This is a genomic window from Pseudomonas sp. NPDC086278, from assembly GCF_050280905.1.
Lineage (GTDB): Bacteria > Pseudomonadota > Gammaproteobacteria > Pseudomonadales > Pseudomonadaceae > Aquipseudomonas.
Map to the genome: position 1 here is coordinate 1 of NZ_JBNNWE010000068.1, position 23554 is coordinate 23554.

Annotated in this window: 17 protein-coding genes; all 17 read right to left on the reverse strand. The window is 61.7% G+C overall.

What is annotated here, in order from left to right; translation table 11 throughout:
• Positions 1-161: 161 nt before the first annotated feature.
• The 17 genes from ACQKP4_RS20000 to ACQKP4_RS20080 all read right to left on the reverse strand — a co-directional run bounded on the left by ACQKP4_RS20000 (position 162) and on the right by ACQKP4_RS20080 (position 23552).
• On the reverse strand, positions 162-2363 hold the full coding sequence (locus ACQKP4_RS20000) for a TonB-dependent siderophore receptor (RefSeq protein WP_427635357.1): 2202 nt from the start codon (positions 2361-2363) through the stop codon (positions 162-164).
• Positions 2364-2449: 86 nt separating this feature from the next.
• Entirely contained in the window at positions 2450-4945 is a 2496-nt protein-coding gene (locus tag ACQKP4_RS20005) for a TonB-dependent siderophore receptor (RefSeq protein WP_427635358.1), read from the reverse strand.
• A gap of 212 nt (positions 4946-5157) precedes the next feature.
• Positions 5158-6087: a FecR family protein gene (locus tag ACQKP4_RS20010; RefSeq protein WP_427635379.1), complete on the reverse strand. Its 930-nt coding sequence runs from the start codon at positions 6085-6087 to the stop codon at positions 5158-5160.
• 26 nt (positions 6088-6113) lie between these two features.
• Positions 6114-6659 (reverse strand): sigma-70 family RNA polymerase sigma factor, encoded by a 546-nt coding sequence (locus ACQKP4_RS20015; protein ID WP_427635359.1) that lies wholly within the window; start codon positions 6657-6659, stop codon positions 6114-6116.
• A gap of 94 nt (positions 6660-6753) precedes the next feature.
• Positions 6754-7323, reverse strand: coding sequence for a YceI family protein (locus ACQKP4_RS20020; RefSeq protein WP_427635360.1), 570 nt, complete (start codon positions 7321-7323; stop codon positions 6754-6756).
• Positions 7324-7422: 99 nt separating this feature from the next.
• The gene (locus ACQKP4_RS20025) at positions 7423-8574 is read right to left on the reverse strand and encodes an acyl-CoA dehydrogenase family protein (protein WP_427635361.1); all 1152 of its coding nucleotides are present in this window, start codon (positions 8572-8574) and stop codon (positions 7423-7425) included.
• Positions 8575-8584: 10 nt separating this feature from the next.
• Positions 8585-9778, reverse strand: a complete 1194-nt coding sequence (locus tag ACQKP4_RS20030) for an acyl-CoA dehydrogenase family protein (RefSeq protein ID WP_427635362.1) — start codon at positions 9776-9778, stop codon at positions 8585-8587.
• Positions 9779-9947: 169 nt separating this feature from the next.
• Positions 9948-11033, reverse strand: a complete 1086-nt coding sequence (locus tag ACQKP4_RS20035) for a Zn-dependent alcohol dehydrogenase (protein ID WP_427635363.1) — start codon at positions 11031-11033, stop codon at positions 9948-9950.
• Between the two features lie 31 nt (positions 11034-11064).
• Positions 11065-12417 (reverse strand): coniferyl aldehyde dehydrogenase, encoded by a 1353-nt coding sequence (locus ACQKP4_RS20040; RefSeq protein WP_427635364.1) that lies wholly within the window; start codon positions 12415-12417, stop codon positions 11065-11067.
• A 119-nt stretch (positions 12418-12536) separates the two neighbouring features.
• The gene (locus tag ACQKP4_RS20045) at positions 12537-14363 is read right to left on the reverse strand and encodes a LuxR C-terminal-related transcriptional regulator (protein WP_427635365.1); all 1827 of its coding nucleotides are present in this window, start codon (positions 14361-14363) and stop codon (positions 12537-12539) included.
• A 446-nt stretch (positions 14364-14809) separates the two neighbouring features.
• Entirely contained in the window at positions 14810-16177 is a 1368-nt protein-coding gene (locus ACQKP4_RS20050; RefSeq protein WP_427635366.1) for a DUF1329 domain-containing protein, read from the reverse strand.
• Positions 16178-16203: 26 nt separating this feature from the next.
• Entirely contained in the window at positions 16204-18036 is a 1833-nt protein-coding gene (locus ACQKP4_RS20055) for a DUF1302 domain-containing protein (RefSeq protein ID WP_427635367.1), read from the reverse strand.
• Positions 18037-18202: 166 nt separating this feature from the next.
• On the reverse strand, positions 18203-18991 hold the full coding sequence (locus ACQKP4_RS20060; protein WP_427635368.1) for a crotonase/enoyl-CoA hydratase family protein: 789 nt from the start codon (positions 18989-18991) through the stop codon (positions 18203-18205).
• 10 nt (positions 18992-19001) lie between these two features.
• Positions 19002-19997 carry an acyl-CoA dehydrogenase family protein gene (locus tag ACQKP4_RS20065; RefSeq protein ID WP_427635369.1) on the reverse strand — a complete coding sequence of 332 codons (996 nt, stop codon included), beginning with the start codon at positions 19995-19997 and terminating at the stop codon, positions 19002-19004.
• A gap of 21 nt (positions 19998-20018) precedes the next feature.
• On the reverse strand, positions 20019-21176 hold the full coding sequence (locus tag ACQKP4_RS20070) for an acyl-CoA dehydrogenase family protein (protein WP_427635370.1): 1158 nt from the start codon (positions 21174-21176) through the stop codon (positions 20019-20021).
• Positions 21173-22381, reverse strand: coding sequence for a lipid-transfer protein (locus tag ACQKP4_RS20075; protein ID WP_427635371.1), 1209 nt, complete (start codon positions 22379-22381; stop codon positions 21173-21175). The genes ACQKP4_RS20070 and ACQKP4_RS20075 overlap by 4 nt, the downstream gene beginning before the upstream one ends.
• Positions 22382-22412: 31 nt before the next feature.
• Positions 22413-23552, reverse strand: coding sequence for an acyl-CoA dehydrogenase family protein (locus tag ACQKP4_RS20080; RefSeq protein WP_427635372.1), 1140 nt, complete (start codon positions 23550-23552; stop codon positions 22413-22415).
• Positions 23553-23554: the final 2 nt, after the last annotated feature.

Here is a 23554-nt window from a genome sequence, read left to right on the forward strand (position 1 = left end):
GGCGAGGCACCGGACGAAAGGGGCAAGAGCCTTTGGTTACTTTGGGCTTTTCAAAGTGACCCGCCGTAAGGGCGGAACCGATAGCCGCCATCACCCAAAAAACGGATATGCCCCCAGCCCCCCAAAAACCTTAAGCAACCCTCAGCCAGCATTCAGGACAATCAAAGCGACCACTTAACCGAAAACATCACGTTACGAGGATCACCATAGGTCCCGCTGCCACTGGCCGTAGGAATGCCCTGCCAATACTTCTCGTCAAACACGTTGTTCAAGTTAACGCGTGCATCCCAATGCTCATCCAGACGATAACCCGCCATCAGCCCCACAACGGCATAAGCATCCTGCTCGGCGTGCCCCGTGCCAACCCGACCATAGGTAGCACTCTGGGCAAGAACGTCCGCGCCAACGCGCACTTTTTCCAGCACGCCCGGTAAGTGGTAAGTGGTCGCAGCCTTGAACAAATGCTTGGGTTGGTTCGGCGCGAACAACTCGCCTTTGTCGTAGGTACGGTCCTTCACGTATTGGCTCAGTACCAACGTGTAGGCCGCCGATGCCTGCCAGTTAGGCGTGAGTTCACCGCTGATTTCCGTATCGATACCACGGCTGCGCACTTCGCCCGCTGCTTCGTAGCAAGTGCGATTGGTCGCCCGGCAACTGGCTGGCTGATCAGGAATCGCATAGGCGCGATTTTCCTGGGTCATGTCGAACAGCGCCACCGAGGCGTTCAGGCCGCCATCGAAATACTCGCCCTTGATGCCGACCTCATAGCTTTCGCCGGTCATCGGGTCCAACACCGCGCCGCTGACGTCCTGCTGGGTTTGCGGTTTGAAGATTTCGGTGTAGCTGGCGTACACCGAGTAGGTGTCGTTCAGGTCATAGACAATGCCGGCGTACGGGGTGACTTCCTGGGTGACCTTGTAGTCGTTGCTGCCCGAGCGGTCGTCGTAGTCGTACCAGCTCAAGCGACTGCCGATGATCACATGCAGCGGGTCGAACGGATTGAACCGCGCCGCTGCGTAGATGCCCTTCTCGGTCGCTGTATTGAGGCTCGAATACGGGATGCGGTCGTCGGCAGCAGGTTTGGGAATGACGCCAGGATCAAAGTTGTAAATATCGACCGGGGTCGCCGCGTTCCAGAAGCCCCCTTTCTGGTCGAATTTTTCCTGGCGCCAGCTCGCACCGACGCTCAACTCGTGTTCGCGCCCGAACAACTGGAACGGGCCGGACAGCGAGCCGTCGAGGTTGGTTTGCACATCCTTGGTGTCGTATTGGCCGGAGGACTGGGTGAATCCACCGCCACGCGCAGGGTTCAAATAACTCGAGAACGTATTGGATTCGGCCCAGATCCGGGCGGCCGCCAATTTCGAGGTCCAGCCATTGTCGAAGCGCGTGGTGAGGTCGGTGAACAGGCTGACGTTGTCCCGGTCCCAGTAGGCCCAGTCGTTGCTCAGAAAGGTTGAGCGCGACAGGTGCAGGTTCTCGCCATTGGGCCCGGAAGGCAGGCTGCCCCAATCGGAGGTGGCGTCGTCGCGCTGCTTGGACGCGCCGAGGGTCCAGGTGGTCGACTCGCTCAGGTCGGCTTCGACAATGCCGTAAAAGGTCTGGCGCTGTTTTTCGCGAACGTCGATGTAGCTGTTGTCGTCTTCATAGGCGGCCACAACGCGCCCGCGCAATGTACCTGCCTCGTTGAGTTTGTTCGACGCATCGACTTCGGTGCGGTAGCGGTCCCAACTGCCGGCGCTGGTGGTAATGCTCACCTGCGGCGTCACGGTCGGACGCTTGCGCACCAGGTTCAGGGTCGCCGACGGGCTGCCGGCGCCGGTCATCAGGCCAGTCGCGCCACGCACCACTTCCACGCGGTCGTACATCGCCAGGTCCGCCCCGGAAATGGTGTCCAGGGTGAACTGGCTAATGCTGGTCGGCAGACCGTCGTACATCAGGTTGTCGATGGTGAAACCACGGGCCAGGAATTGCTGACGGTCGCCACCGAACTTGCGCAGGGTGATGCCCGGTGCGTACTTGACCACGTCGTTCAGGTCGTTCATGCCCTGATCGTCCATGCGCTGACGGGTAATCACGCTGACCGATTGCGGGGTTTCGCGGATCGACAACGGCAGGCCGACCGCCGTGCTCATCGAACCTGTGGTGTAAGAACCACTGCCCTCGGTGGTGGCCTTGCCGGCGACGCCGCCTTCGGCATTGATGTTCACCGCACCCAGGTTCAGCGTGCCCGCTTCGGGTGGGGTCACAGCGGTGGGCTGGGCCTTGGCCGGCGGGTTCGAATCGACCGGGGCCGCCACGACGACGGCCGAGAAACCCAGCACCAAGGCGCCGGACAAAGTGGGCATAAAGGGACGAAACATCGCGAAGTTCCTGTGAAGAGAAAAAAGAGAAATACCGGCGGTCAAGCCGTCATCATTTTTTGGTTTTTGCTGTTACCGCGCCGCGCTCACCACTGGTACGTCGCACTCGCCTGAACCGTGCGCTGAGAGCCGTACCAACACCACGAATACGAGTAACAGGAGGCGACGTATTCCTTGTTGGCGAGGTTGCTGGCGTTCACCGCCAGCCGCAGGTTGTCGGTGGTGCTGTTGAGGTGCGGGATGTCGTAATGCAGCGCCGCGTCAAGCAAGGTGTAACCCGGCACTTTCAGGGTGTTGGCTTCGTCGCCCCACGAGGCGCCGACATAACGCGCCCCGCCGCCGACGCCAAAGCCTTTGGCGACGCCGTCGTGGAAGGTGTAATCGGCCCAGACCGAAGCGGTGTGGCGCGGCACGCCATAGGTGCGGGTGCCTTTGACGGGCACCGGTTCGCCCACGGCGATATCGGTCAATGGCGCGTAGCTGACGGTGCTGTTGGATTGGGAAATGCGGTTATCCAGGTACGCGTAAGCCGCCGTGATGTCGAGGTTGTCGTTGAGGCTGGCCTTGCCTTCGAGCTCGACCCCCCGCGAGCGCACTTCGCCGCTCTGCACCTGGCAGCGAACGCCCGCGCACAGGTGCGTCGGGTCGGAATCCAGGGTCGGGACGTGGCTTTGGCGCAGGTCGAAGACGGCAGCGGTGATGACGCTGTTGCTACCGGGGGGCTGGTATTTGATGCCCACTTCGTACTGCTTGCCCTCTGTCGGTGTGAACAGCGAACCACCGTAGCCGGTGCCGGAATTCGGTTCGAAAGACTCCGAGTAGCTAACGTATGGCGACAGGCCGTTTTCAAACAGATAGACCAGGCCCAGGCGCCCGGTGAAGGCTTCGCTGTCTTGGGCGATTTTGCGCTTGGTATTGCCGGTCAGGTCCAGGTTGCCGCTGCGGCTCGACGCCCAGTCGTAGCGCCCGCCCAGCAACAGCACCCACTGGTCCCACTTCATCTGTTCTTGCAGGTACACGCCTTTCTGCTCGTCGCGTTGCGTGGCGTCACTGGTGTAGCCCGGCACCGCGATCGGGCCACTGTAGACAGGGTCGAAAATATCCAGGGTCGGCCCCGCACCGTAACCGGCCTTGGTCGCGGTGCGGGTGTACTGATAGTCGACGCCGAACAACACCGTGTGCTGCAACGGCCCGGTGCCGAATTTGGCCTGCAACTGGTTGTCCAGCGCGTAGCTATCAAGATTGACGTCGCTGGTGATGGTGTAGCGGTTGAGGGTGCGGTAATCCGCCTGCAGGTTGCCGTTGTAAATGGCCCGGTAGTCACCTTCGCTGCGCAGATACCGCGCGTTCTGGCGCACGGTCCAGACGTCGTCGAAATGGTGTTCGAACAGGTAACCCACGGAGAAGTAATGGCGGTCGCTTTTCTCGAAATGCTTGTCGCCGTCATAGAAATCGACGTCGATGTCACGCCCTACCGGGCTGCTCAACACCGAACCCCAGGCCGGGGTCGAACCGTACGAATTGCCTTTGGGGTCTTTTTGGTAATGCCCGAGCAACGTCAGTGACGTGTCTTCATTGGGGCGCCAGGTGAGGGCCGACGACAGCGCTTGGCGCTCGCTTTCGGTGTGTTCGATCTGGCCGTCGGCGGCGTCGTACAGGCCGGCGAGGCGATAGGAATAGACGCCTTGGTCGTCCAGTGGGCCGCTCAGGTCGAAGGTCGTGCGCTTTTTATCGAAGGTGCCGTATTCGATTCCGACTTCATGCAACGGCGTGTCCAACGGCCGCTTGCTGACCATGTTGATCACACCGCTGGGGCTGGCCTGCCCATACAGCACCGACGAAGGCCCGCGCAACACCTCCACTCGCTCCAGGTCAAAGGCGTCTTTTTGTGGCGCGGCGTCCCGCGATGCTGGCAGGCGCAGGCCGTCCAGATACACCGCCGGGGAAAAACCGCGAACCGTCAGCATGTCCAGGCGTGTCGCGGTCGAACCACGGGTTTCAGGAATCACCGCCGCGCTGTAGCGCAGGATCTGGTTGAGGTTTTCCGCGCCCTGCGCTCGCATCTGGTCTTTGGTCACCACCGAAATCGATTGCGGCGTTTCGATCAATGGCGTGTCGGTCTTGGTCGCCGATAACGCGCGCGTCGCGACGTAGCCTTCGACAGGGCCGGTTGCACTTTCATGCTGCGATCCGGCGCTGACGGTGGTCGCTTGCAACTCCAGCGCACTGTCGAGCGCTGCGGGTGTCGGCTCGATGCGGTAGCGACCGGCCGACAACGCCAGTGCTTGCAGGCCGCTGCCACGGAGCAATTGATCCAGCGCGTTGCGGGTGCTGAATTGTCCGGTCAACCCGTCGCTGCGCTTACCCCGCGTCAATGCCGGATCAAACGCCAGAATCAACTCCGCTTGCTCGGCAAGGCTGTTCAACGCCTGGCTCAAATCCCCCGCCGGGATTGCAAAACTGCGCACCGCACTGGCGACAGCATTTGCCAGCGCCGGCTCGGCAGCGAGCAACGGCATCGAGACAAACGCCATCGCCACTGACAGTGCCAGTGGAGGCAATGGGCGAGCGAAGCGTGACATGGAACTTCCTGTGAAATGGGAGGCGTTACTAACCATGACGTCCATCTCGAAGAAACGGACAACGAATGCGAGCGATTTGCATTAATTATTTTTTCAGGGCGATTTCAGCAGGCACCGCGAGGCAGCGCAGCCGGTACAAAATCGGCTCGCGTCAACCGGATGGCGACGGCTTCGCCGCCTCGCGACGCGAGGCGGCTGTCACACGATTTCGATTACAGGGGTTTGACCAGCACCAGCCAATCGGTGAAGTGCTCGACCTTGATCGGCAAGTTGTCGGCCAGAGTGGCGAGCGAAGCGTCGGTGTCGTCGAGGCGGAACACCCCGGAAACCCGCAGGCCTTGCAGCGCTTGCGCGTCGAAGCGCACCAGCCCGTGGCGGTAATTCGCAAGGGTTTGCAGGACTTCGCTCAACGGCCGGTCATCGACCTTGAGCAGGCCCCGGGTCCACGCCGCCGGGTCGGTGTTGCCAATCGGTTGCGGCGCTTGCACATGGCCGTTACTGAGGATGGTCTGCTCGCCGGCCTTGACCTTCACCGCCTCGGCGCCGTCGGGTTTGGCGGCGACCACCGATTCCAGCACGCTGACCACGGTCGAGCCATCGGCGGCGCGTTTCACCAGATACTTCGTCCCCAGCGCCGTCGCGGTGCCCTGTTCGGTGTGCACCACGAACGGACGCTGGGCGTCCTTGGCCACCGTCACTAACACCTCGCCGCTCAACAATTCGATGGTGCGGTGCTGGCTATCGAACTTCACGTCCAGCGCCGAATTGCTGTTGAGTTGAAGCCGGCTGCCATCCGCCAACGCCACTTCACGCCGCTCGCCGACGCCGGTGCGCTGATCGGCGAGCCAGATCGGCAGGTTGTCCGAGCCGACCCAGCCGCACAGCAGCACCCCCAGCAATACCAGCGCCTGAGTGCCACGGCCCGCCAACCCTGCGCCCGGTTTGGCAAAGGCTTGCTTGAGCGCCACCCGCGCGGGTGCCGCCGGCAATTGATCAAGGCTGCCCCACAACACCCGCATTCGCGCCAACGCGACGCCGTGACGCGGGTCGGCGTTGCACCAGGCATCGCACGCCGCCCGGTCGCCTTCGCTGACGACATCGTCATGCAGCAACGTCAGCCAGGCCGCCGCCTCGTTGATCATCTGATCGGTCGGTTGATCAATGACCGTCACGCCAATGCTTCCGAACCGTGCAGGGTTTTGTAGCAGTGGACCAACACACTGGCGATGTGATTTTTGACCGTGCTGGCGTGCACGTTCTGGCGAATCGCGATTTCGCTGTAGGTCAGGCCGTCGAGACGACTCAGCAGAAAGGCTTCCCGGGACTTGGCCGGCAACCCTGCCAGCATCTCGGCAATTCTTTCCAGCGCCTGCAACGCCACGTGAATGGCCTCGGGGTCCGGCATGCCGGCGTCATGGGCGCTGATTGCCAACGCCTCAAGGTAAGCGGCTTCGATTCGCCGACGGCGCGCGCCATCGATCAGCAACCGCCCCGCCATCGTCGCCAGAAACGCCCGCGGTTCCTTGATGTTGTGCGGCTCCGCCAGCGTCAACACCCGGATGAACGCGTCATGGGCCAGATCGGCCGCGCGCTGCGAACAGCCGAGTTTTTTCCGTAGCCAGCCATGCAGCCACGAATGGTGGTCGCTGTAGAGCGCGGTGAGGGTCTGTTGGCGACGGTGAAGATCGTCACCCGCTACGGAAAATTCGTGCATACGCAAAAATTTCTCAAATAAGAAAGATTACCAGTAGCGCGAACGATGACAGCAATTCCACGGGGGAGCAAGCCGCCTGAATGATGCAAGGACATTACTTTTGCGGTGCAACCATCCGGAACCGAATGTTGATGTCGTTGGAAACCACCGTGTCGGCCCACTCGCCCGCACCGATGTTGAAGTCGCTACGCTTGAGCACCAACAACCCCTCAAAGATCCCGATGGCGTTTTCGGATCGCAACTCCACAGGCACGTTGACCTCACGCGTGACGCCCCTGAGCGAGAGTTTTCCGGTGATCAGGTAATGGTTGTCGCCCTTCGATTCGACGTCGGTGGAGGCAAACCTCGCCACCGGATATTTCGCCGTATCGAACCAGGCCGGTTCTTTCAGCGTGGAATTGGCGTCGCTGCTCCCGGCATCGATGCTGTCGAGCTGGATGGTCAGCGCGGCGTGGGCGGACGCGAGGTGGTCGGTGTCGAAGTCGAGTGTGCCCTCAAACACCCCGAAGGTGCCGTAAACGCTGGAACCCATCTGCGTAAAGGTGAAGCTGAGCGTGCTGGCGGTCGCATTCACCTGGGTATATTGGACCGCCCGGGCGCACGGCAACGCGCCAACGGTGAGCACAACCGCCAGCACAGCAAACGACACACATCGAGGCTTCATGGAGTGCTCCGGTCGTGGCTCGGGGCGGGCCAGCGATAAGAGGACTAAAGCAAACAACCGGAATTTATTCCACTGCGCCCACCCACTGACGGTCCGCTGTCAGCTCGCGGCTGTCACCTGCATCAGCGTTGCGTAAGCCTGCAAGTGATGGTCATCGTCACCGAACTGGCGAGCAACCATCAGCAGATGCTTGGCGTGGTGCGACAGCATGTACTCCCAGGTCAGGCCGATGCCGCCGTGCAACTGGATGCCCTGATCCGCGACAAACCGACTGGCACGGCTGACGATAAACTTGGCCGCCGCGAGGGTGCGACTGCGCACATCACTGTCGGTCTGATCAGCCACACACGCGGCCAGCAGGGTCATGGAGGTGGCCTGATCGAGCTCGATGCGCATATCGACCATGCGGTGTTGCAACACCTGGAACTTGCCGAGCGGCTGACCGAATTGCTGGCGAGTCTTCAGGTAATCGAGGGTCAATGCACACGCCGCTTCCATGCTGCCGACCGCTTCGGCGCACTGCGCGGCGATGCAGCGGCCTTGCTGGTAACGAAGCGCCGGCAGCGCCTGGCCTACTTCACCAAGTACCGCGCTGCTCTTGACGAACACATTGTCTAGGTACAATTCGCACGCCATGCGCCCGTCCATGGTCGCGAATGAACGACGACGCACGCCCGCGTCGTGTGGATCGAGCAGAAACAGGCTGATACCCTTCTCGTCACGCACCCCGTGACTGGAGCGCGCCGAGACCAGAATCAACCCGGCGCTTTGCCCACCGACCACCACCGATTTGCGGCCATTGAGTGCCCAGCCGCCCGTCACCGGTTCTGCGACGGTCTGCACGTCGTGCAGTTGGTAATGACTCTGCGGTTCGTCCACCGCCACCGCCATCTGTAACGCCGCGCTGCCCAATTGCGGCAATAGCGCTTCTTTTTGCTCCTCGCTGCCCAGTTGGGTAATCAGCCCACCAGCAAAAATCACCGAGTGCAGATAGGGTTCCAGGCACAGACCACGACCCAGCTCCGTCATGATCAGCATGTTTTCCACGCCAGTGCCGTCGTATCCGCCATGCGCTTGGGCGAACGGCACGGCGCATAAACCGAGATCCCCCAGTTGCTGCATGAAGGCGTGGCTGAAGCCGTGTTCGCTTTGGCTGAACCGCTCGCGATGCTCGAAGCCGTAAGCGTCACGCACCAGCCGCGCGGCGGTGTCTTGCAGCATCAACTGCTCTTCGTTGAGTTTGAAATCCATGGTCGGCCCCTTACAGTTCGAGAATCATTTTGGCGATGATGTTCTTCTGGATTTCGTTGGCCCCGCCGTAGATCGAGGCTTTTCGCGCATCCAGATACTGATAGGTCGCCGCGCTGCTGTAGTCGGTGTAGAGCAGCGGTTCACTGCCATAACCCAACTCATCTTCAATGAACGGCAGGGCGTAAGGCCCCACGGCCTTGCTGATCAGGTAAGTGATCGCCTGCCGAATTTCGGTGCCCTTGATCTTCAGGAAGGAGCTTTCCGCCCCCGGCACACCGCCGTCACGCGCCGCCGCGAGCGTGCGCAAGCTGCTCACTTCAGCCGCCATCAACTGCATCTCGACTTCGGCGATTTGCACGCGGAACAACGGGTCTTCAATCAGCGGCCGACCGTCGCGCAGTTCCTGACTGGCGATGCGCTTCAAGCGGTTCAACAGTGCCTTGTTTTGCGCAATGCCGCCGATACTGGTGCGCTCGTGGGTCAGCAAATACTTGGCACAGGTCCAGCCTTCGTTTTCCTGGCCAACCAGGTTCGCCACCGGCACCCGTACGTTGTCGAAGAACACTTCGTTGACTTCATGTTCGCCGTCCAGGGTGATGATCGGCCGCACAGTGATGCCCGGCGTTTTCATGTCGATCAGCACAAAGGAAATGCCCCGCTGCTGCCGCGCCTCGGGGTCGGTGCGCACCAGGCAGAACATCCAGTCGGCAAAGTGCGCCAGGGTGGTCCAGGTCTTCTGGCCGTTGACCACGTAGTGATCGCCATCGCGCACGGCACGAGTCTTCAGCGACGACAGGTCGGAGCCCGCCCCCGGTTCGGAGTAGCCTTGGCACCACCAGTCTTCACAGGTGAGAATGCGCGGCAGAAAACGCGCCTTCTGCTCGGCCGTGCCAAATTTAATGATCACCGGCGCGACCATTTTCAGCCCGAAGGACGACACTTTCGGCGCCCCCGCCGCAAAGCATTCCTCATCGAAAATGTGCTTTTGCACATCGCTCCAGCCCGTGCCTCCAAACGCCACCGGCCAGCCCGGCGCGAGCCAGCCCTGGCGATTGAGCGTCTGCATCCATTGCACCTGATGCGCTTTGCTCAAGCGTTTGCCCTGCGAGACGCGCTGGGCGAATTCGGCAGGCAAGTGATCACGAAGAAACGTGTGCACATCCTCGCGAAACGCCAACTCGTCCGGCGTGAAATCTATGTCCATCAATCAACTCCAAAATCGCTTCGGCGAGCAAAAAAATTCGAATGCTGTGAGAAACCTGTGGGAGCGAGCTTGCTCGCGAAAGGGCCATGTCAGTCGTCATCAATGGCGAATGCTAGTCCGCCTACGCGAGCAAGCTCGCTCCCACAGGGTCACAGGAAACTCAGGATTTTCATTCGTCGAAAATGATCACCGAGCGAGCCAACTCGCCACGGCGCAATTCCTCGAAGGCGTCGTTGATCTGTTCAAGCTTGATGCGCTGGGAAATCATTTCATCGAGCTTGAGCTTGCCCGCCATGTAGAAATCCACCAGGCGAGGCATGTCCACCGGGAAACGGTTGGAACCCATCAGTGACCCCTGGATGCGCCGCTCGTGCAGCAATTGCAGCGGGTCCAGCTCGATTTTCAGGCCGGGCTTGAGCATACCGATCACCGTGGCGGTACCGCCGCGGGCGAGCATGGCGAAGGCCTGTTCGGCGGTTTGCTTGAGGCCGATGCATTCAAAGGCGTGGTGCACGCCGCCGCGCGTCAGCTCCATCACTTGCTTGGCTGCGTCGCCGTCCCGGCCGTTGATCACGTCGGTGGCGCCGAACTGACGGGCCAGTTCCAGTTTGGAGTCGAGCATGTCGATGGCGATGATCCGCCCCGCCCCGGCCAGCGCTGCCCCATTGATCGCGGCCAGGCCGATGCCGCCGCAACCGATCACGGCCACGGTCTCGCCTGGACGTACTTTGGCGGTGTTGAACACCGCGCCGGTGCCGGTGGTGACGGCACAACCGAGGAGCGCGGCCCGGTCCAGCGGCATGTCGCGACGGATCGCCACGCAGGCGTTTTCGTGCACCAGCATCTGTTCGGCAAAACCGGAGAGATTGACGAATTGCGGCATCGGTTTTTGCACGTAGGTCAGGCGCGGTTCTTCATCCTTGCCGCGCTTGGTTTCCGGCGACACACAGCGCGCCAGGTGCCCGGTCACGCAGTGGTCGCAATGACCGCAAAATACCGTCAGACAAGTGACCACATGATCGCCAGGCTTGACCGAGCGCACCTCGGAGCCGACCTGCTCGACCACGCCAGCCGCCTCATGGCCCAGCACCATCGGGCCGGGATACGGGAAGGAGCCGTCGATGACGTGCAAATCCGAATGGCAGACACCCACAGCTTTGGTGCGGATCAACACTTCACGCGGCCCTGGTTTGCTGATGCCCACTTCTTCGATGACCAGCGGAGTGTCAACCTGATGGAAAACGGCAGCTTTCATATTATTTTTCTCGACAGTGAGATGAAGAAATTCAGGCCGGTTTACCCGGCGCACGGAACACAGCCTTGGCATGGCTGAAGGTGCGGAAGCCATCAATGCCGTGATAGGCACCCATGCCGCTCTGGCCGACACCTCCGAACGGCAGACTCTCGGTGCTCGCGTGGCTCATGACACCGTTGAGAGTTACGCCACCCGAGCAGGTACGGCTGAGCACCAGCGCTTCTTCGCCAGCGTCATTGCCGAAGTAATACAGCGCCAGTGGGCGTGGCCGGGCATTGATGAACGCAATCACTTCGTTCAGGGTTGCGTAGGGTTTGATCGGCAGCAGCGGACCGAAAATCTCATCCTGCATCACCTGCAAATCGTCGCCTGGATTGCGCAACAGCGTTGGCACGATTTTGTTGCGTGGCGCATCGCTGAAATCCTCGGCCGCCGGGTTCAGCTCGATCAACTCGACAGCGGCCTCGCGCGCTTCACTCAGGTAACCCTGCAAACGCTCGAGATGCCGGCCGTTGATGATAGAGGTGTAATCGGGATTATCCTTGAGCGTCGGCAGAAACCCGGCGACCACGGCTTTGGCCACGGCGATGAACGCGTCCACCGATTCTTGCGGCACGAACACATAGTCCGGTGCCACGCAGAGTTGGCCTGCGTTGAGCAGTTTGCCAACGATCACTTTGGTCACGGCGGTCTTGAAGTCGGCGGTACGGGAAATGATGGTCGGTGATTTGCCACCCAGCTCCAGGGTCACCGGCACCAGGTTTTCCGCGGCGGCGCGCAGCACGTGCTTACCGATGCTGGTGGCACCGGTGAACAGCAAATGGTCGAACGGCTGACCACAGAACGCCTGGCCGACGTCCGGCCCGCCGAGCACTACCGCCACTTCGTCTTCGGCGTAAACGGAGCGGATCAGCCGCGCGATCAGCGCCGAGGTGTGCGGGTTGAATTCCGACGGCTTGATCATCACCCGGTTGCCGGCGGCCAACGCCCCGGCCAGACCGCTGAACACCATGTAACCGGGCACGTTCCACGCCGTGACAATACCGATGACGCCCAGCGGCTGGTAGTGAACCCAGGCTTCGCCTTGCTCGGAGTGCCGCGTTTCGGGCTGCATCCATTCGGCCAGCCTGGCTTTGGTTTGCTTGAGCGTGGCCAGCGGCGACAACACTTCGCTGCCCTTCGAAAACGCCGGGCTGCGATGGCCGAAGTCGGCCGTCAGGGCATCAATAATCTCCTGCTCGTGATTGACCAGCAGGCTGATCGCCCGGTCGATCAATTCACACCGCTGCTCGACGCTGTAGGGTTCGCTGGCCAGAAAGGCCGCCCGTTGTTTTTCCAGGGTTGTGCGGATGTCAGTGCTCGTCCAACTGTCGATGGCGCTCATCACTACCTCTCTTGTTGTCGTCTGGACGCCAGCGCGATTGCGCAGCATTGCGTCGGATCTGCTGCATGGTTGACCATCACTCACGCCGCGCCGCCACCCGGATCAGGTGGGTGGCAGGTTCACGCGAGAATTCCCATGGCTTTGGCGCTGTTGATCGCCTGGGTGCGACGGCACGCGCCGAGCTTGACGTTGATATTTTTGGCGTGGGTCTTGACCGTGTTCACCGAAATGAACAGGCGATGCCCAACCTCACGCACGGACATGCCTTCGGCCAGCAACTTGAGCACCGAGACCTCACGCGCCGTCAGGCCATCCTGGTAATCCGGCACGCCCGTCACTCGCATGCCGGCAGGTTTTTCGCGGACCTCTCCCTGTTTACGGCGCAGGATCGAGGCTTTTTGCAGGGCGATGGGGCCTTCGTAGCACGCGCTGTCGATCTTGCCCCAATGCATGCGCCGCTCAGCTTCGTACAGCAAAAGGTGCGCCTTTTCGACGTCATCGTTGCGTGAGGCAACCTCGGACAACAACAGGTAGGCATTGAGCACAAATGGCGCGCAGCCATCGCGCACCTGCAATAATCCGGCCCTCACCACTTGCTCGGCTTCACCGGTGTGGCCCTGTTGCAACAGCAATTCGCCATGCAGAAACATCAGTCGACCGAGCAACGGATAGGGCTGCGTGCGGCTAACCGTCAGTTGCGCCAGCTCCGTGCGTAACAGCGAGAGCGCAAGGCCGGACTGGTCCTGAAGCATCATCAAACGCACGCGGTCGGTATTCACCAGCACTTCGGCTTCACGGCTGCCCTGGCGCCGGGCCAATTCCAGCGAATGCTCCAACAACACTTGGGCTTCGGTCAGTTCCCCTTTGTTCATGGCGATGCGCGCCAGCGTGCAATGGCACAGCAACACCGACAGCCAGTCTTGCACCGTCAGATAACGCAACGCCGCATGGCAATGCAGGCGCGCCGGTTCCGCATCGCCGCGCAGTGCCTGCAAGGTGCCGAACAACGCCTGCCAGTTCGCCAATAAACGTTGATGTCGCCGCGGATCAGGTAGCGGCAAAAAATGCCCGAGGCGTTGCAGGCACTCCTCGGCCTCATCGAGCCGTCCACTGAACAGTAACGCCTTGGCGCACAGGTAAATCAGGCGCGAACTGCTTTGCAGCAACTGCGGCTCGATGCGTTCGCGCCAGTCCATGAAGCGGTCCAGATGCCGCTCGCTCAAAATCCAGCTCAGCCACAAGCGTTCCATGTAATTGGCGGCGACTTCCGGCTGGTCGGCACTGAGCGCCTGTTCCACTGCGTCGTCGACCTGCCCCAGCACATTGAGCAACTGACAGGCACGCAAGCGCAGCCGATGCAACGGCACACCGCTCAACCGGTCTTGCAGGGCCTGCGCCACGGCGGGCAGCAGGCGAAACCAGCCGGGCTGGTGCTCGATGGGCACCAAAAACGCCTGCGCATCCAGCAAGCTTTTGAACACCGACGCGCCTTGCTGGCCCTCCCAGAGTTGCTCGCAGAGGTCGGCGCTGGCCTTGGACAAATGCGCCAGTCCGAACAAGATTTCACATTGCTGTTCACTCAGGCGCGGCAACAGTTCACGTTCGAGGTACGGGTCAAGCAGCGCCGACGGCAACAGGCGCACACCGGCACACCAGCCGCTGGTTTGCTGCCACAGGTGTTCGCGTGAGGCGGTGTCGCTGGTCGGGGCGAGCCCGTTGACCAACGCTTCGAACTCGTCTGGACGCAGCGCCAGTTGCCGGGCGTCCAGCTCCAGCATTTCCCCGGTGAGCATCAGGTGCGGCAGGTTCCAGTCGGGCCGCTGGCGGCAGGTGACCAGCACTTGTAGAGAGGGATTTGGCGCGGACAGGAGTTGGTCGAACCAATGGTTCAGATCGCTGGGCATTTCGGCTGGCAGGTCATCAAATACAAGCCGCAGTCTGAACATTTCATTGCCTGGACTGACGCCTTCGCGAGCAAGCTCGCTCCCGCAGGGGAACGCGGTCAACTGGGGGAGCGAGCTTGCTCGCGAAGGCGTCAGTCCAGCCAACTCAAATTCGCGAACCAGCATTTGATTCAGCGACGCCAACGTCAGCGTACGCCCCGCAAGACTCAACCAAACCACTCGCCCAGGCGCATCCTCGCCCCGCAGATACTCGCGCAGCAACGCAGTTTTTCCATAACCGGCAGGCGCGCAAAGCAATTGCAAGCGGCGCTGATCGCGCTTGAGTACGTCGCACAGATGCGGCCGTGGCACAAACATGGCGGACCTCGCTGATGGTGTGAGGTTGCCATCATTGAGCGCGCCAACGGTTAATGCGCCACCCGCATCAGGTGGTGCCGGCCCCAATGCACAACGCCCTGCGAACAGGGCGTTGTTTCAGCGACGAACGGTCAGCGAATGCCAGCGTTACGCAGTGCCGAAGGCGTGAAATCATTCATCTTCGCGGTCATGCCATACGTCGTTGCATGCTTGGATTCATTGGTCATCGCCAGCACGTTATAGCGACCGGCGATCAAATCATAGATTCCGAGCATTGCAAAATTGGACGTGCCACGCTCGTAATCGTTGAGCGCATAGCCCTCGGCCACCCGCCAGAGTTGACCACGGCCGTCATAGTGATCGACTTCGGCCAGTTGCCAGGTGTCTTCGTCGAAGTACATGTCACGTTTGGCATAAACATGACGCTGACCTGGCTTGAGCGTGGCCTCCACGTGCCAGACCCGGTGCAACTCATAACGGGTCAGGTCCTGGTTGATGTGCCCCGGCTTGATGATGTCGTCGTACTTCAATTTCGGCGACTGCAACCGGTAGTTGTTGTACGGGATGTACAGCTCTTTTTTGCCCACCAGTTTCCAGTCATAACGGTCCGGCGCGCCGTTCATCATGTCGGTGTTGTCGGCGGTGCGCATGCCGTCGGAACCGTTGCCCGGTCCGTCGTAAGCCACTTGCGGCGCCCGGCGCACGCGGCGTTGACCGGCGTTATAGACCCACGCCAGGCGCGGCTCCTTGACCTGGTCGATGGTCTCGTGAATCAGGATCACACTGCCGGCCATGCGCGACGGCGCGGTGATTTCCTGCTTGTAGTAGTACAGAACGTTATCGGCCTGATTCCCTTCCACACCGTCCATCAACTGCGGGAAGGCCAGTTTGTCCTCGTACTCGACGATGGAATAGGAACCGTTGGCCTGCGGTGCCGCCTGCGCCGCCATCCGCTCCATGTTGCCGCCGCGATAACGGTTGGTGTGGTTCCAGTAAATCTCGACGCCGTTTTTCGGAATCGGGAACGGGTAGTAGCGGGTTTGGGTGAAGTTCACCAGACCGTTGCCGTCCGGGGTCAGCTCCGTGGTGACGGCACTCTTCTTGGCAATCTCATAGATGTTCTGCGGTACGGCAGCGGTGCGCTGAGTCTTGAATACCGGGATCTTGTAGCTGTCCGGGTAGCGCTTGAGCATCGCCAGTTGGCCCGGGGTCAGTTTGTCCTTGTACTGCTCGGCGTTGGCGGCGGTGATCACAAACTCAGGCTTGTCGCCGGCAAACGGATCGCCGAGAAATCCGTTGTCGAGTGGCGCGGCACCGGGTTTCAGACCACCGGTCCAGGCCGGAATGCTGCCGGTGGCGTTGCCCTCTTTCTGAGCGCCCAACGGGGTCAGCGTGGTGCCCAGTTGCGCGGCTTCCTGGGGGGTGACCGCGGCCATGACACCGCTGGCCAGCAGCGACAGGCTCAGTGCGCCAGCGCGCAGAATTAAACGTGCGTTCATGTGGAAGGTCCTCTGGCAGGGTTGCATCAGAAATTCACGCCGACGCTGAGCGCAACGTAGTCGCGGTCGACGTTGGTGTTGTAATCGCCGCCGAAGTAATTGGTGTAACTCAGGCTGGCGTTATAGGTGTTCAGGTAATCGGCATCCACGCCCAGGCTGACCGCTTTGGAACCTTCGTCGAAGTTCGGGCCATAACCCTGCACGTCATGGGACCAGGCGATGTTCGGCGACAGGTTGATGCCGGCAAAAACGTTCTGGTAATCCAGCTTGCCGCGCACTCGATAGCCCCAGCTGCTGCTGGTGTAGAAGCCATCGTTGTTGCACTCCTGAGCCGGGTTGCTGGCATTCGGCAGGCCCGCCGCCGTACCGCGACAGGTGGCCGCGCCCGCGACACCCGGCAGCTCGCCGGAACCGAAGGCCGGGCTGCGACCGAAGCGCAGATCCGTGCCGTCAGCCTTGCCCAGGCCGTTGATGTGGTTGTAACCGACCTCACCGACCACGGTCAGGCGGCTGGCGCCCAGCACTTGATCGAAGAACTGGGTCGCGGTCACTTGCGCCTGGGTCACCGGCATCCGTTTGTAGCCGTTCACTTCGGCACCGAGGTTGCGCCCGGCGTAACCGGTGGTGATCAGCGGCGAGGTGGCGCCGAACGTCGCAGCCGACAGCAAGTCCGCCGTGTTCAGTTGCAGCGGCATATTCGGCCGGTAACTGACCTCGCCCCCCAGCGATACACCCTCGACGTTGGTCTGGAAGCTCAAGCCATACAGGTGAATGTCTTCCGGGTAATCGATGAAGTACCGGGCACTGCGCGCCGAGGCCACGCCGCCGGCCGGGTTGCTCATTTGTGTGATGCTCAGGTACGGGTTGCGGCTGTGGTAGTTCATCGCGTAGGCGCCGAACTCGGTGTCGTTGGCCTCCGGCACGTACCAGCGCAACGCCAGACCGTACTGGCCGCCGTCGCGGGCGTCGTGGTCTTGCAGGCGCGGAATAAAGGCGTCGTCAGTGCCGGCGGCGATGGCCGCGAGGCTGCCGGTGTTTTTCGCCACGCCAGGCGGCAAGTCCAGGCCGGCGATCACCAGGCGGTCATCACACCCTTGCGGAACGCCGTCGTTGCCGAAGAACGTGCCGCAGTTGTCGACGACGGATTTATCCCATTCCAACTGATAAAAACCTTCAGCGGTGACGTTGTCGGCCAGGCCTTGGGAGACGTAGAGCAAGTTGACCGGGATCAGCCCTTCCTTCACCTCGGCACCCGGACGGCGTAAAGCGGCGACGTCGATCGGGTTGATGCTGTTGATCGAGTTACCGATGAACGTACTCTCGCCCCAGCTCACTACTTGCTTGCCGAGACGCACGTTGCCGACCTGATCGCCGATGTTGTAGTTGTGGTAGACAAAGCTGTCGAGGAACATCGCCCCGGACGACTTCGCCGCACGATCGCGGCCGCTGTCGTTGATGTCGTAGAACGGACGGCTCTCGTCCATCAACTCGAAGTCATACCAATACTTGCCACGCACGAAGGCGCCGCTGTCGCCGTACTTCAGTTCCAAGTCATGCACGCCCTTGAAAATCTTCGAGAAGGTTTCACCCTTCTTGAAATTCAAACGGTTGTCGTCAGTGGTCCGGGAAGCTGATTGGCCACCGGTGACGCCCTGGGAGTTGAAGTTGGAAATGAACTGCTTGTCCGGGTTCGCCGCCGACCAACTGGCGCCGATGGACAGCGACGAGTCGAACGTCCCTTGAATCTCCCCGATATTGAATTCGACAGCGTGAGCAGACGTGCTCGCGCAGGTGGCAATCGTTACAGCTACGGCCAGCAGACTTGGCTGGAAGACTCCGCGCATTGTTGTTTTTGTCATGCGGTTTCTCCGGTTAAGGATGACGTGGTGAGCGCTCATGCTAGCGAGGCGCCCGTGAGGCCCTGACACCCGAATGGGTGATTTGGATGAAGCGTTTCCCGGTGTTTTCTGCTCGCGTAACGACCCGGTTTGCGCAGTGCTCGCCGGGCGTTACCCTCGGTGACACTCAGCCGGTAAACATCGCTGGCCGCTTCTCGATAAACGCCGCCACGGCTTCGCGGTGATCGGCAGTCTGGTGCGACATCACTTGAAAACTCGCTGACATTTCCAGCAGCGTGTCGAGGCGCGTGTGCAAGGCTTCGCGCAACAGGCGCTTGGCCAGGCGCACCGCGTGCGGCGGGTTGGCGGCAATCGCCGCGGCGATTTCCCGGGCGCTGTCCAGCAATTGTTCGGCCGGCACCACGCGGGACACCAGGTTCCACTCCTCAGCCTGACGCGCGTCGATCATCTGCCCGGTCAAGGTCAGTTCGGTGGCGCGGGACAAACCGATAATGCGCGGCAGTAACCACGCGCCGCCGTCCCCGGGAATGATCCCGAGCTTGACGAAGCTCTCGGCAAATCTGGCGTGCTCGGAGGCCACGCGGATGTCGCACATACACGCCAGGTCCAGACCGGCCCCCATCGCCGCGCCGTTGACCGCCGCGATCACTGGCACTTCCAGATTGAACAGCGCCAGCGGCAGGCGCTGAATGCCGGTGCGGTATTCCTGACGCAATTCCATGCCCGACATTTTTGCGTAGCGGTCCATGTCGCGAACGTTGCCGCCGGAGCAAAACGCGGTGCCGGCGCCCGTGATAATCACCGCCCGCACACGGCTGTCACTTTCGATGCGTTCGATGGCTTCGAGAAATTCCGGCACGGCGCTGTTGCCGGTCAACGGGTTACGGCGCTCGGGATCATTCATCGTCAGGGTGACGATGTGACCTTCCTGTTCGTACTTCAGAAACTGGCTCATGGGTAAGTCCTTAAGCAAAGGGGATGACGTCACGCACGAATGCACTGGCGGTAGCGCCCGGCTGCGCCAACATCGCTAGGCCGACCACACCGTTCCAATAGGTTTCCGACCCTTCGCTGATGCGCCACTCGTGCAGGCGGCGGGTGAACAGCTGCAAGTCCAGTTCTTCGGTGACGCCGATGGCGCCGAACAGAGCGTGAGCGGTGGCGGCCACTGGCGACACGGCCATGCTGGTGCGTGCCTTGGCAATGGCCGTCGGGATCAAGGCAGGCACTGGCTGGTCACCGGCAAACGCCAGTTCGGCGGCGATGCGCGAGGCGGCAACCTGCTCCGCCATTACGCTGAGTTGGTGCTGAACCGCCTGAAACTTGCCGATTGCCTTGCCGAACTGAACCCGGTCATTGCAATAGTCCAGCGTCATGTCGAGAACGCGCTCCATGGCCCCGGCGATGGCCGCCGCGTGGATCGCCGCGTTGAACACGCCGACCTCTTCACCGTTGCTTCCGACCGAGATGCCGAGTGTTTCCGCTGGCCAATACAACGTGGCGCACTGGCTGCCGTGTACGCCGGTCGGCTTGCGCCGGGCCAGGGTGCAATCGAGCAGAAACAACTCACCGCTGAAGTTGACCAGCGCAAAATCGGCGAGCAGGCCGAAGCTCAATCGCGGCACACACAACGAACCATAGGCGTCTCGCCAGGCAGTCCCGGAGAGGGTCAACATGCCGGCTGGCGGTGCCTGCGGGCAGTCGCGCAGCAATGCCCGCGCGGCGATGCTCTGTGCTGCCGGCAGCGGCAGCGCATGACGCCCGAAGGCGAGCAAAATCGGTAACAGATCCGCCAGAGCCAGCCCCGCGCCGTCAGCCGCTTGTGGGGTCAACAGTTCAAGAAACCCGCCCTCTTCCAGCGCGCGCCACAACGCGTTGGCACCCTCGCCGTTTTCAACAGCACGCACCTGGGCGGGCGTGCACAGGTCAGTCAGAATTTTTTCAATCGCTTCAGTGAACATGACGATGTTTCCTATTCCATATCAACGCAGGCCAAGGCCACGGGCGATCATGCCGCGCAGGATTTCCCGGGTGCCGCCGCGCAACGAGAAGGTCGGCGCGACCTGGTTCAGGTAAGCGACGGTCTGGTACAACTCGGCATCTACCGTCGCGTCCGGGTGGGCGCTGATAGCGGCCGCAATCGCTGCCGGAATCGCCTGTTCGAATTCGGTGCCGATGTCCTTGACCAGCGCGGCCTCCACCACCGGGCTTTCGCCGCGTGCGAGCAACGCCGTCAGCGCCACCGACAGGTTGCGCAGGCAGGTGAGTTGCGTAAGGAAACTGCCGAGCAACGAGGCTTCGGCGGCGCCGGCGCCCTGACGACGCAAGGTGTCGGCCCACAGATCGAGCAGCACCACGCTGGAGTAGAAACGCTCCGGCCCGCTGCGCTCGAACGCCAGCTCGGCGTTGACCTGTTTCCAGCCGCTGCCCTCCTCGCCGACCAAGGCGTCTTCGCCGAGCAGCACGTCGTCGAACGCCACTTCGGAAAAGTGCGCATCGCCGGCAAGATCAACGATGGGCCGCACGCTGATGCCCGGCTGCCTGAGGTCAATGATGAATTGCGACAAGCCGTTCTGGCGGTCCTCGGGCGAACCGCTGGTGCGCACCAGCGCGATCATGTAGTCGGCGTGATGCGCGTTGGTGGTCCAGATTTTGCGCCCGCTCAAGCGCCAGCCGCCCTCGCAACGGGTCGCACGGCTGCGCACGCTGGCCAGGTCCGAGCCCGAGTTGGGCTCGCTCATGCCAATGCAGAAAAACGCGCGACCGGCGCAGATGCGCGGCAGGTAGAAATCCTTTTGCGCATCGCTGCCAAACTTGAGGATCAGCGGGCCGCTCTGGCGATCCGCGATCCAGTGCGCGGCCACCGGCGCGCCGGCCGAGAGCAATTCCTCGACCAGCACAAAGCGGCTGAACGCATCCAGGCCCGCGCCGCCATATGCGTGCGGCAAGGTCAAACCGACCCAGCCACGGGCGGCCAGTTGGCGGCTGAAGGCAGCATCGAAACCGGTCCAGCTGCGCGCGCGGACATCGGCCGAAACCGCCGGCAGGTTGTCCGCCAGAAAGCGTTTCACTTCAGCGCGAAAGGCTTCGGCGTGTGGCGGTAACGCGGTCAGGCGAAAAGCGTCCAGCAAGCGGCTCACTGGCCACCTCCGCTGACTTTTCCGTACAGCGTAACCACGCACGCACCGCCCAGCCCCAAGTTGTGCGCCATCGCCAGGCGTGCGCCGGCCACCTGACGCTGCTCGGCGTTGCCGCGCAATTGCTGGGTCAGCTCATAGCACTGCGCCAGACCGGTGGCACCCAGCGGATGCCCCTTCGACAGCAGGCCGCCCGAGGGGTTAATCACGATTTGGCCGCCGTAGGTGTTGTCGCCGTCCATCACGAATTTCTCGGCACCGCCTTCGGGGCAAAAGCCCAGTGATTCGTAGCAAATCACTTCGTTCTGCGCGAAGCAGTCGTGCAGTTCGCAGACATCGATGTCTTGCGGACCGACACCGGCCTTTTCATACACCTGACCGACCGCCGCCTGGGTCATGTGCGTACCCACCCAATCGAGCAGCGACGGTTGGTCGAAGTTGAAGGATTGCGGGGTGTCGGTGGTCATTGCCTGAGCGACGATTTCCACGTCGCGGCGCAAGCCGTGTTTTTTCGCAAAACGCTCGGACACCAGGATCGCCGCGGCGCCGCCGCAGGTCGGCGGACACGCCATCAACCGGGTCAACACGCCCGGCAGAATCACCGGATCGTTCATCACCTCTTCAACGCTGAGCACCTTGCGAAACAGCGCCAGTGGGTTGTTGGCGGCATGACGGCTGGCCTTGGCGCGCACCGCGGCGAAGGTCTCCATTTTGGTGCCGTATTTGCGCATGAACTCGCGCCCGGCCCCACCGAAGGTGCGGATCGCCTGGGGCATATCGCCCATGTCGGCGGTCAGCCCGCGCAGAATCGGCAGAAAGCGTTCCCGGGTAACCGGACGGTCGTCCCAATGGGATTTCAGTGCGCCGGCCTGCATCTGTTCGAAACCGACTGCCAGCACGCAGTCGGCCGCACCGGACTCGATGGCCTTGCGCGCCAGGTACAACGCGGTCGAACCGGTCGAGCAATTGTTGTTGACGTTGACCACCGGGATGCCGGTCATGCCCACTTCATACAGCGCCGTCTGGCCGCAGGTCGAATCGCCGTAGACGTAACCGGCGTACGCTTCCTGCACCAGGTTGTAATCAATGCCCGCATCGGCCAGCGCGCGGCGCACCGCTTCGGCGCCCATCTGCACGTAGGTCGGGCTGGCGCTCGGCTTGCTGAACGGGATCATGCCAACGCCGGCAACCAGTACTTTTTCGCTCATGCTGTCACCTGAAAAAATGAGGGGGAAAGGGTTACAACTGGCGCGCGATCAACTCGCGCAGGACTTCGCTGGTGCCGCCGAAAATCCGCGTCACGCGCATGTCAACGAAGGCGCGGGCAATCGGGTACTCGAGCATGTAGCCGTAGCCGCCGTGCAGCTGGACCATGTCGTCGATGCATTTCCACAGCGTTTCGGTGGCGAACAGCTTGGCAATCGCCGACTCCTGCACCGTGAGGCGACGACGCATGTGTTCACCGATGTAGTGGTCGATGGTCAGCCGCACCGCCGTGGCTTGCGCCTTGATGTCGGCGAGTTTGAATTTGGTGTTCTGGAAGTCCCACACGGTCTGGTTGAACGCCTTGCGGTCCTTCACGTACTCGACGGTCTGTTCCAGCAGGCGTTCGAGTTTGGCGGCGCTGTACAGGGCAATGACGAGGCGCTCTTGCGGCAGCTCTTCCATCAGGTGGATGAAGCCTTTGTTTTCCTCGCCCAACAGGTTGCCCACGGGCACACGCACGTTGTCGAAGAACAGTTCGGCGGTGTCGGCGGCCGCCTGGCCGACCTTCTCCAGCTTGCGCCCGCGCCGGAAACCTTCGCGGTTGCACTCGACCATGATCAGGCTGCAACCCTTGGCGCCGGCACTCGGATCGGTTTTGCACACCACCACGACCATGTCGCAGGTCAGGCCGTTGCTGATGAACGTCTTGCTGCCGTTGATCACCCACTCGTCACCGTCACGCACGGCGGTGGTGCGGATGGCCTTGAGGTCGGAACCGGTGCCGGGTTCGGTCATCGCGATGGCCAGCACGGTTTCACCGGAGCAGATTTTCGGCAGCCATTTGTGCTTCTGCTCTTCGGTGCCAAGACGCACGATGTACGGCGCGGTGATGTCGGAATGCACACCCAGGCTCCAGCCCGACACACCCGCGCGGTACAGCTCTTCGATCAACACCGCCGAGTGACCGAAGTCACCGCCACCGCCGCCGTATTCGGTCGGTACGGTGAGACACAACAGGTTGTGGCGACCGGCCTTGAGCCAGGTTTCCCGGTCAACCTGTCCGGCCTCGTCCCACTGCGTTTGCTTGGGCAGGCATTCACGCTCGAAGAATCGGCGCGCGGTTTCGCGCAGCATTTCGTGGTCTTCACGGTAGACGGTACGGTTGATGTGCATCG

Coding starts and splice junctions, on each gene's coding strand:
- ACQKP4_RS20000 (WP_427635357.1), bottom strand. CDS start 2,363: ATGTTTCGTCCCTTTATGCCCACTTTGTCCGGCGCCTTGGTGCTGGGT.
- ACQKP4_RS20005 (WP_427635358.1), bottom strand. CDS start 4,945: ATGTCACGCTTCGCTCGCCCATTGCCTCCACTGGCACTGTCAGTGGCG.
- ACQKP4_RS20010 (WP_427635379.1), bottom strand. CDS start 6,087: ATGATCAACGAGGCGGCGGCCTGGCTGACGTTGCTGCATGACGATGTC.
- ACQKP4_RS20015 (WP_427635359.1), bottom strand. CDS start 6,659: ATGCACGAATTTTCCGTAGCGGGTGACGATCTTCACCGTCGCCAACAG.
- ACQKP4_RS20020 (WP_427635360.1), bottom strand. CDS start 7,323: ATGAAGCCTCGATGTGTGTCGTTTGCTGTGCTGGCGGTTGTGCTCACC.
- ACQKP4_RS20025 (WP_427635361.1), bottom strand. CDS start 8,574: ATGGATTTCAAACTCAACGAAGAGCAGTTGATGCTGCAAGACACCGCC.
- ACQKP4_RS20030 (WP_427635362.1), bottom strand. CDS start 9,778: ATGGACATAGATTTCACGCCGGACGAGTTGGCGTTTCGCGAGGATGTG.
- ACQKP4_RS20035 (WP_427635363.1), bottom strand. CDS start 11,033: ATGAAAGCTGCCGTTTTCCATCAGGTTGACACTCCGCTGGTCATCGAA.
- ACQKP4_RS20040 (WP_427635364.1), bottom strand. CDS start 12,417: ATGAGCGCCATCGACAGTTGGACGAGCACTGACATCCGCACAACCCTG.
- ACQKP4_RS20045 (WP_427635365.1), bottom strand. CDS start 14,363: ATGTTCAGACTGCGGCTTGTATTTGATGACCTGCCAGCCGAAATGCCC.
- ACQKP4_RS20050 (WP_427635366.1), bottom strand. CDS start 16,177: ATGAACGCACGTTTAATTCTGCGCGCTGGCGCACTGAGCCTGTCGCTG.
- ACQKP4_RS20055 (WP_427635367.1), bottom strand. CDS start 18,036: ATGACAAAAACAACAATGCGCGGAGTCTTCCAGCCAAGTCTGCTGGCC.
- ACQKP4_RS20060 (WP_427635368.1), bottom strand. CDS start 18,991: ATGAGCCAGTTTCTGAAGTACGAACAGGAAGGTCACATCGTCACCCTG.
- ACQKP4_RS20065 (WP_427635369.1), bottom strand. CDS start 19,997: ATGTTCACTGAAGCGATTGAAAAAATTCTGACTGACCTGTGCACGCCC.
- ACQKP4_RS20075 (WP_427635371.1), bottom strand. CDS start 22,381: ATGAGCGAAAAAGTACTGGTTGCCGGCGTTGGCATGATCCCGTTCAGC.
- ACQKP4_RS20080 (WP_427635372.1), bottom strand. CDS start 23,552: ATGCACATCAACCGTACCGTCTACCGTGAAGACCACGAAATGCTGCGC.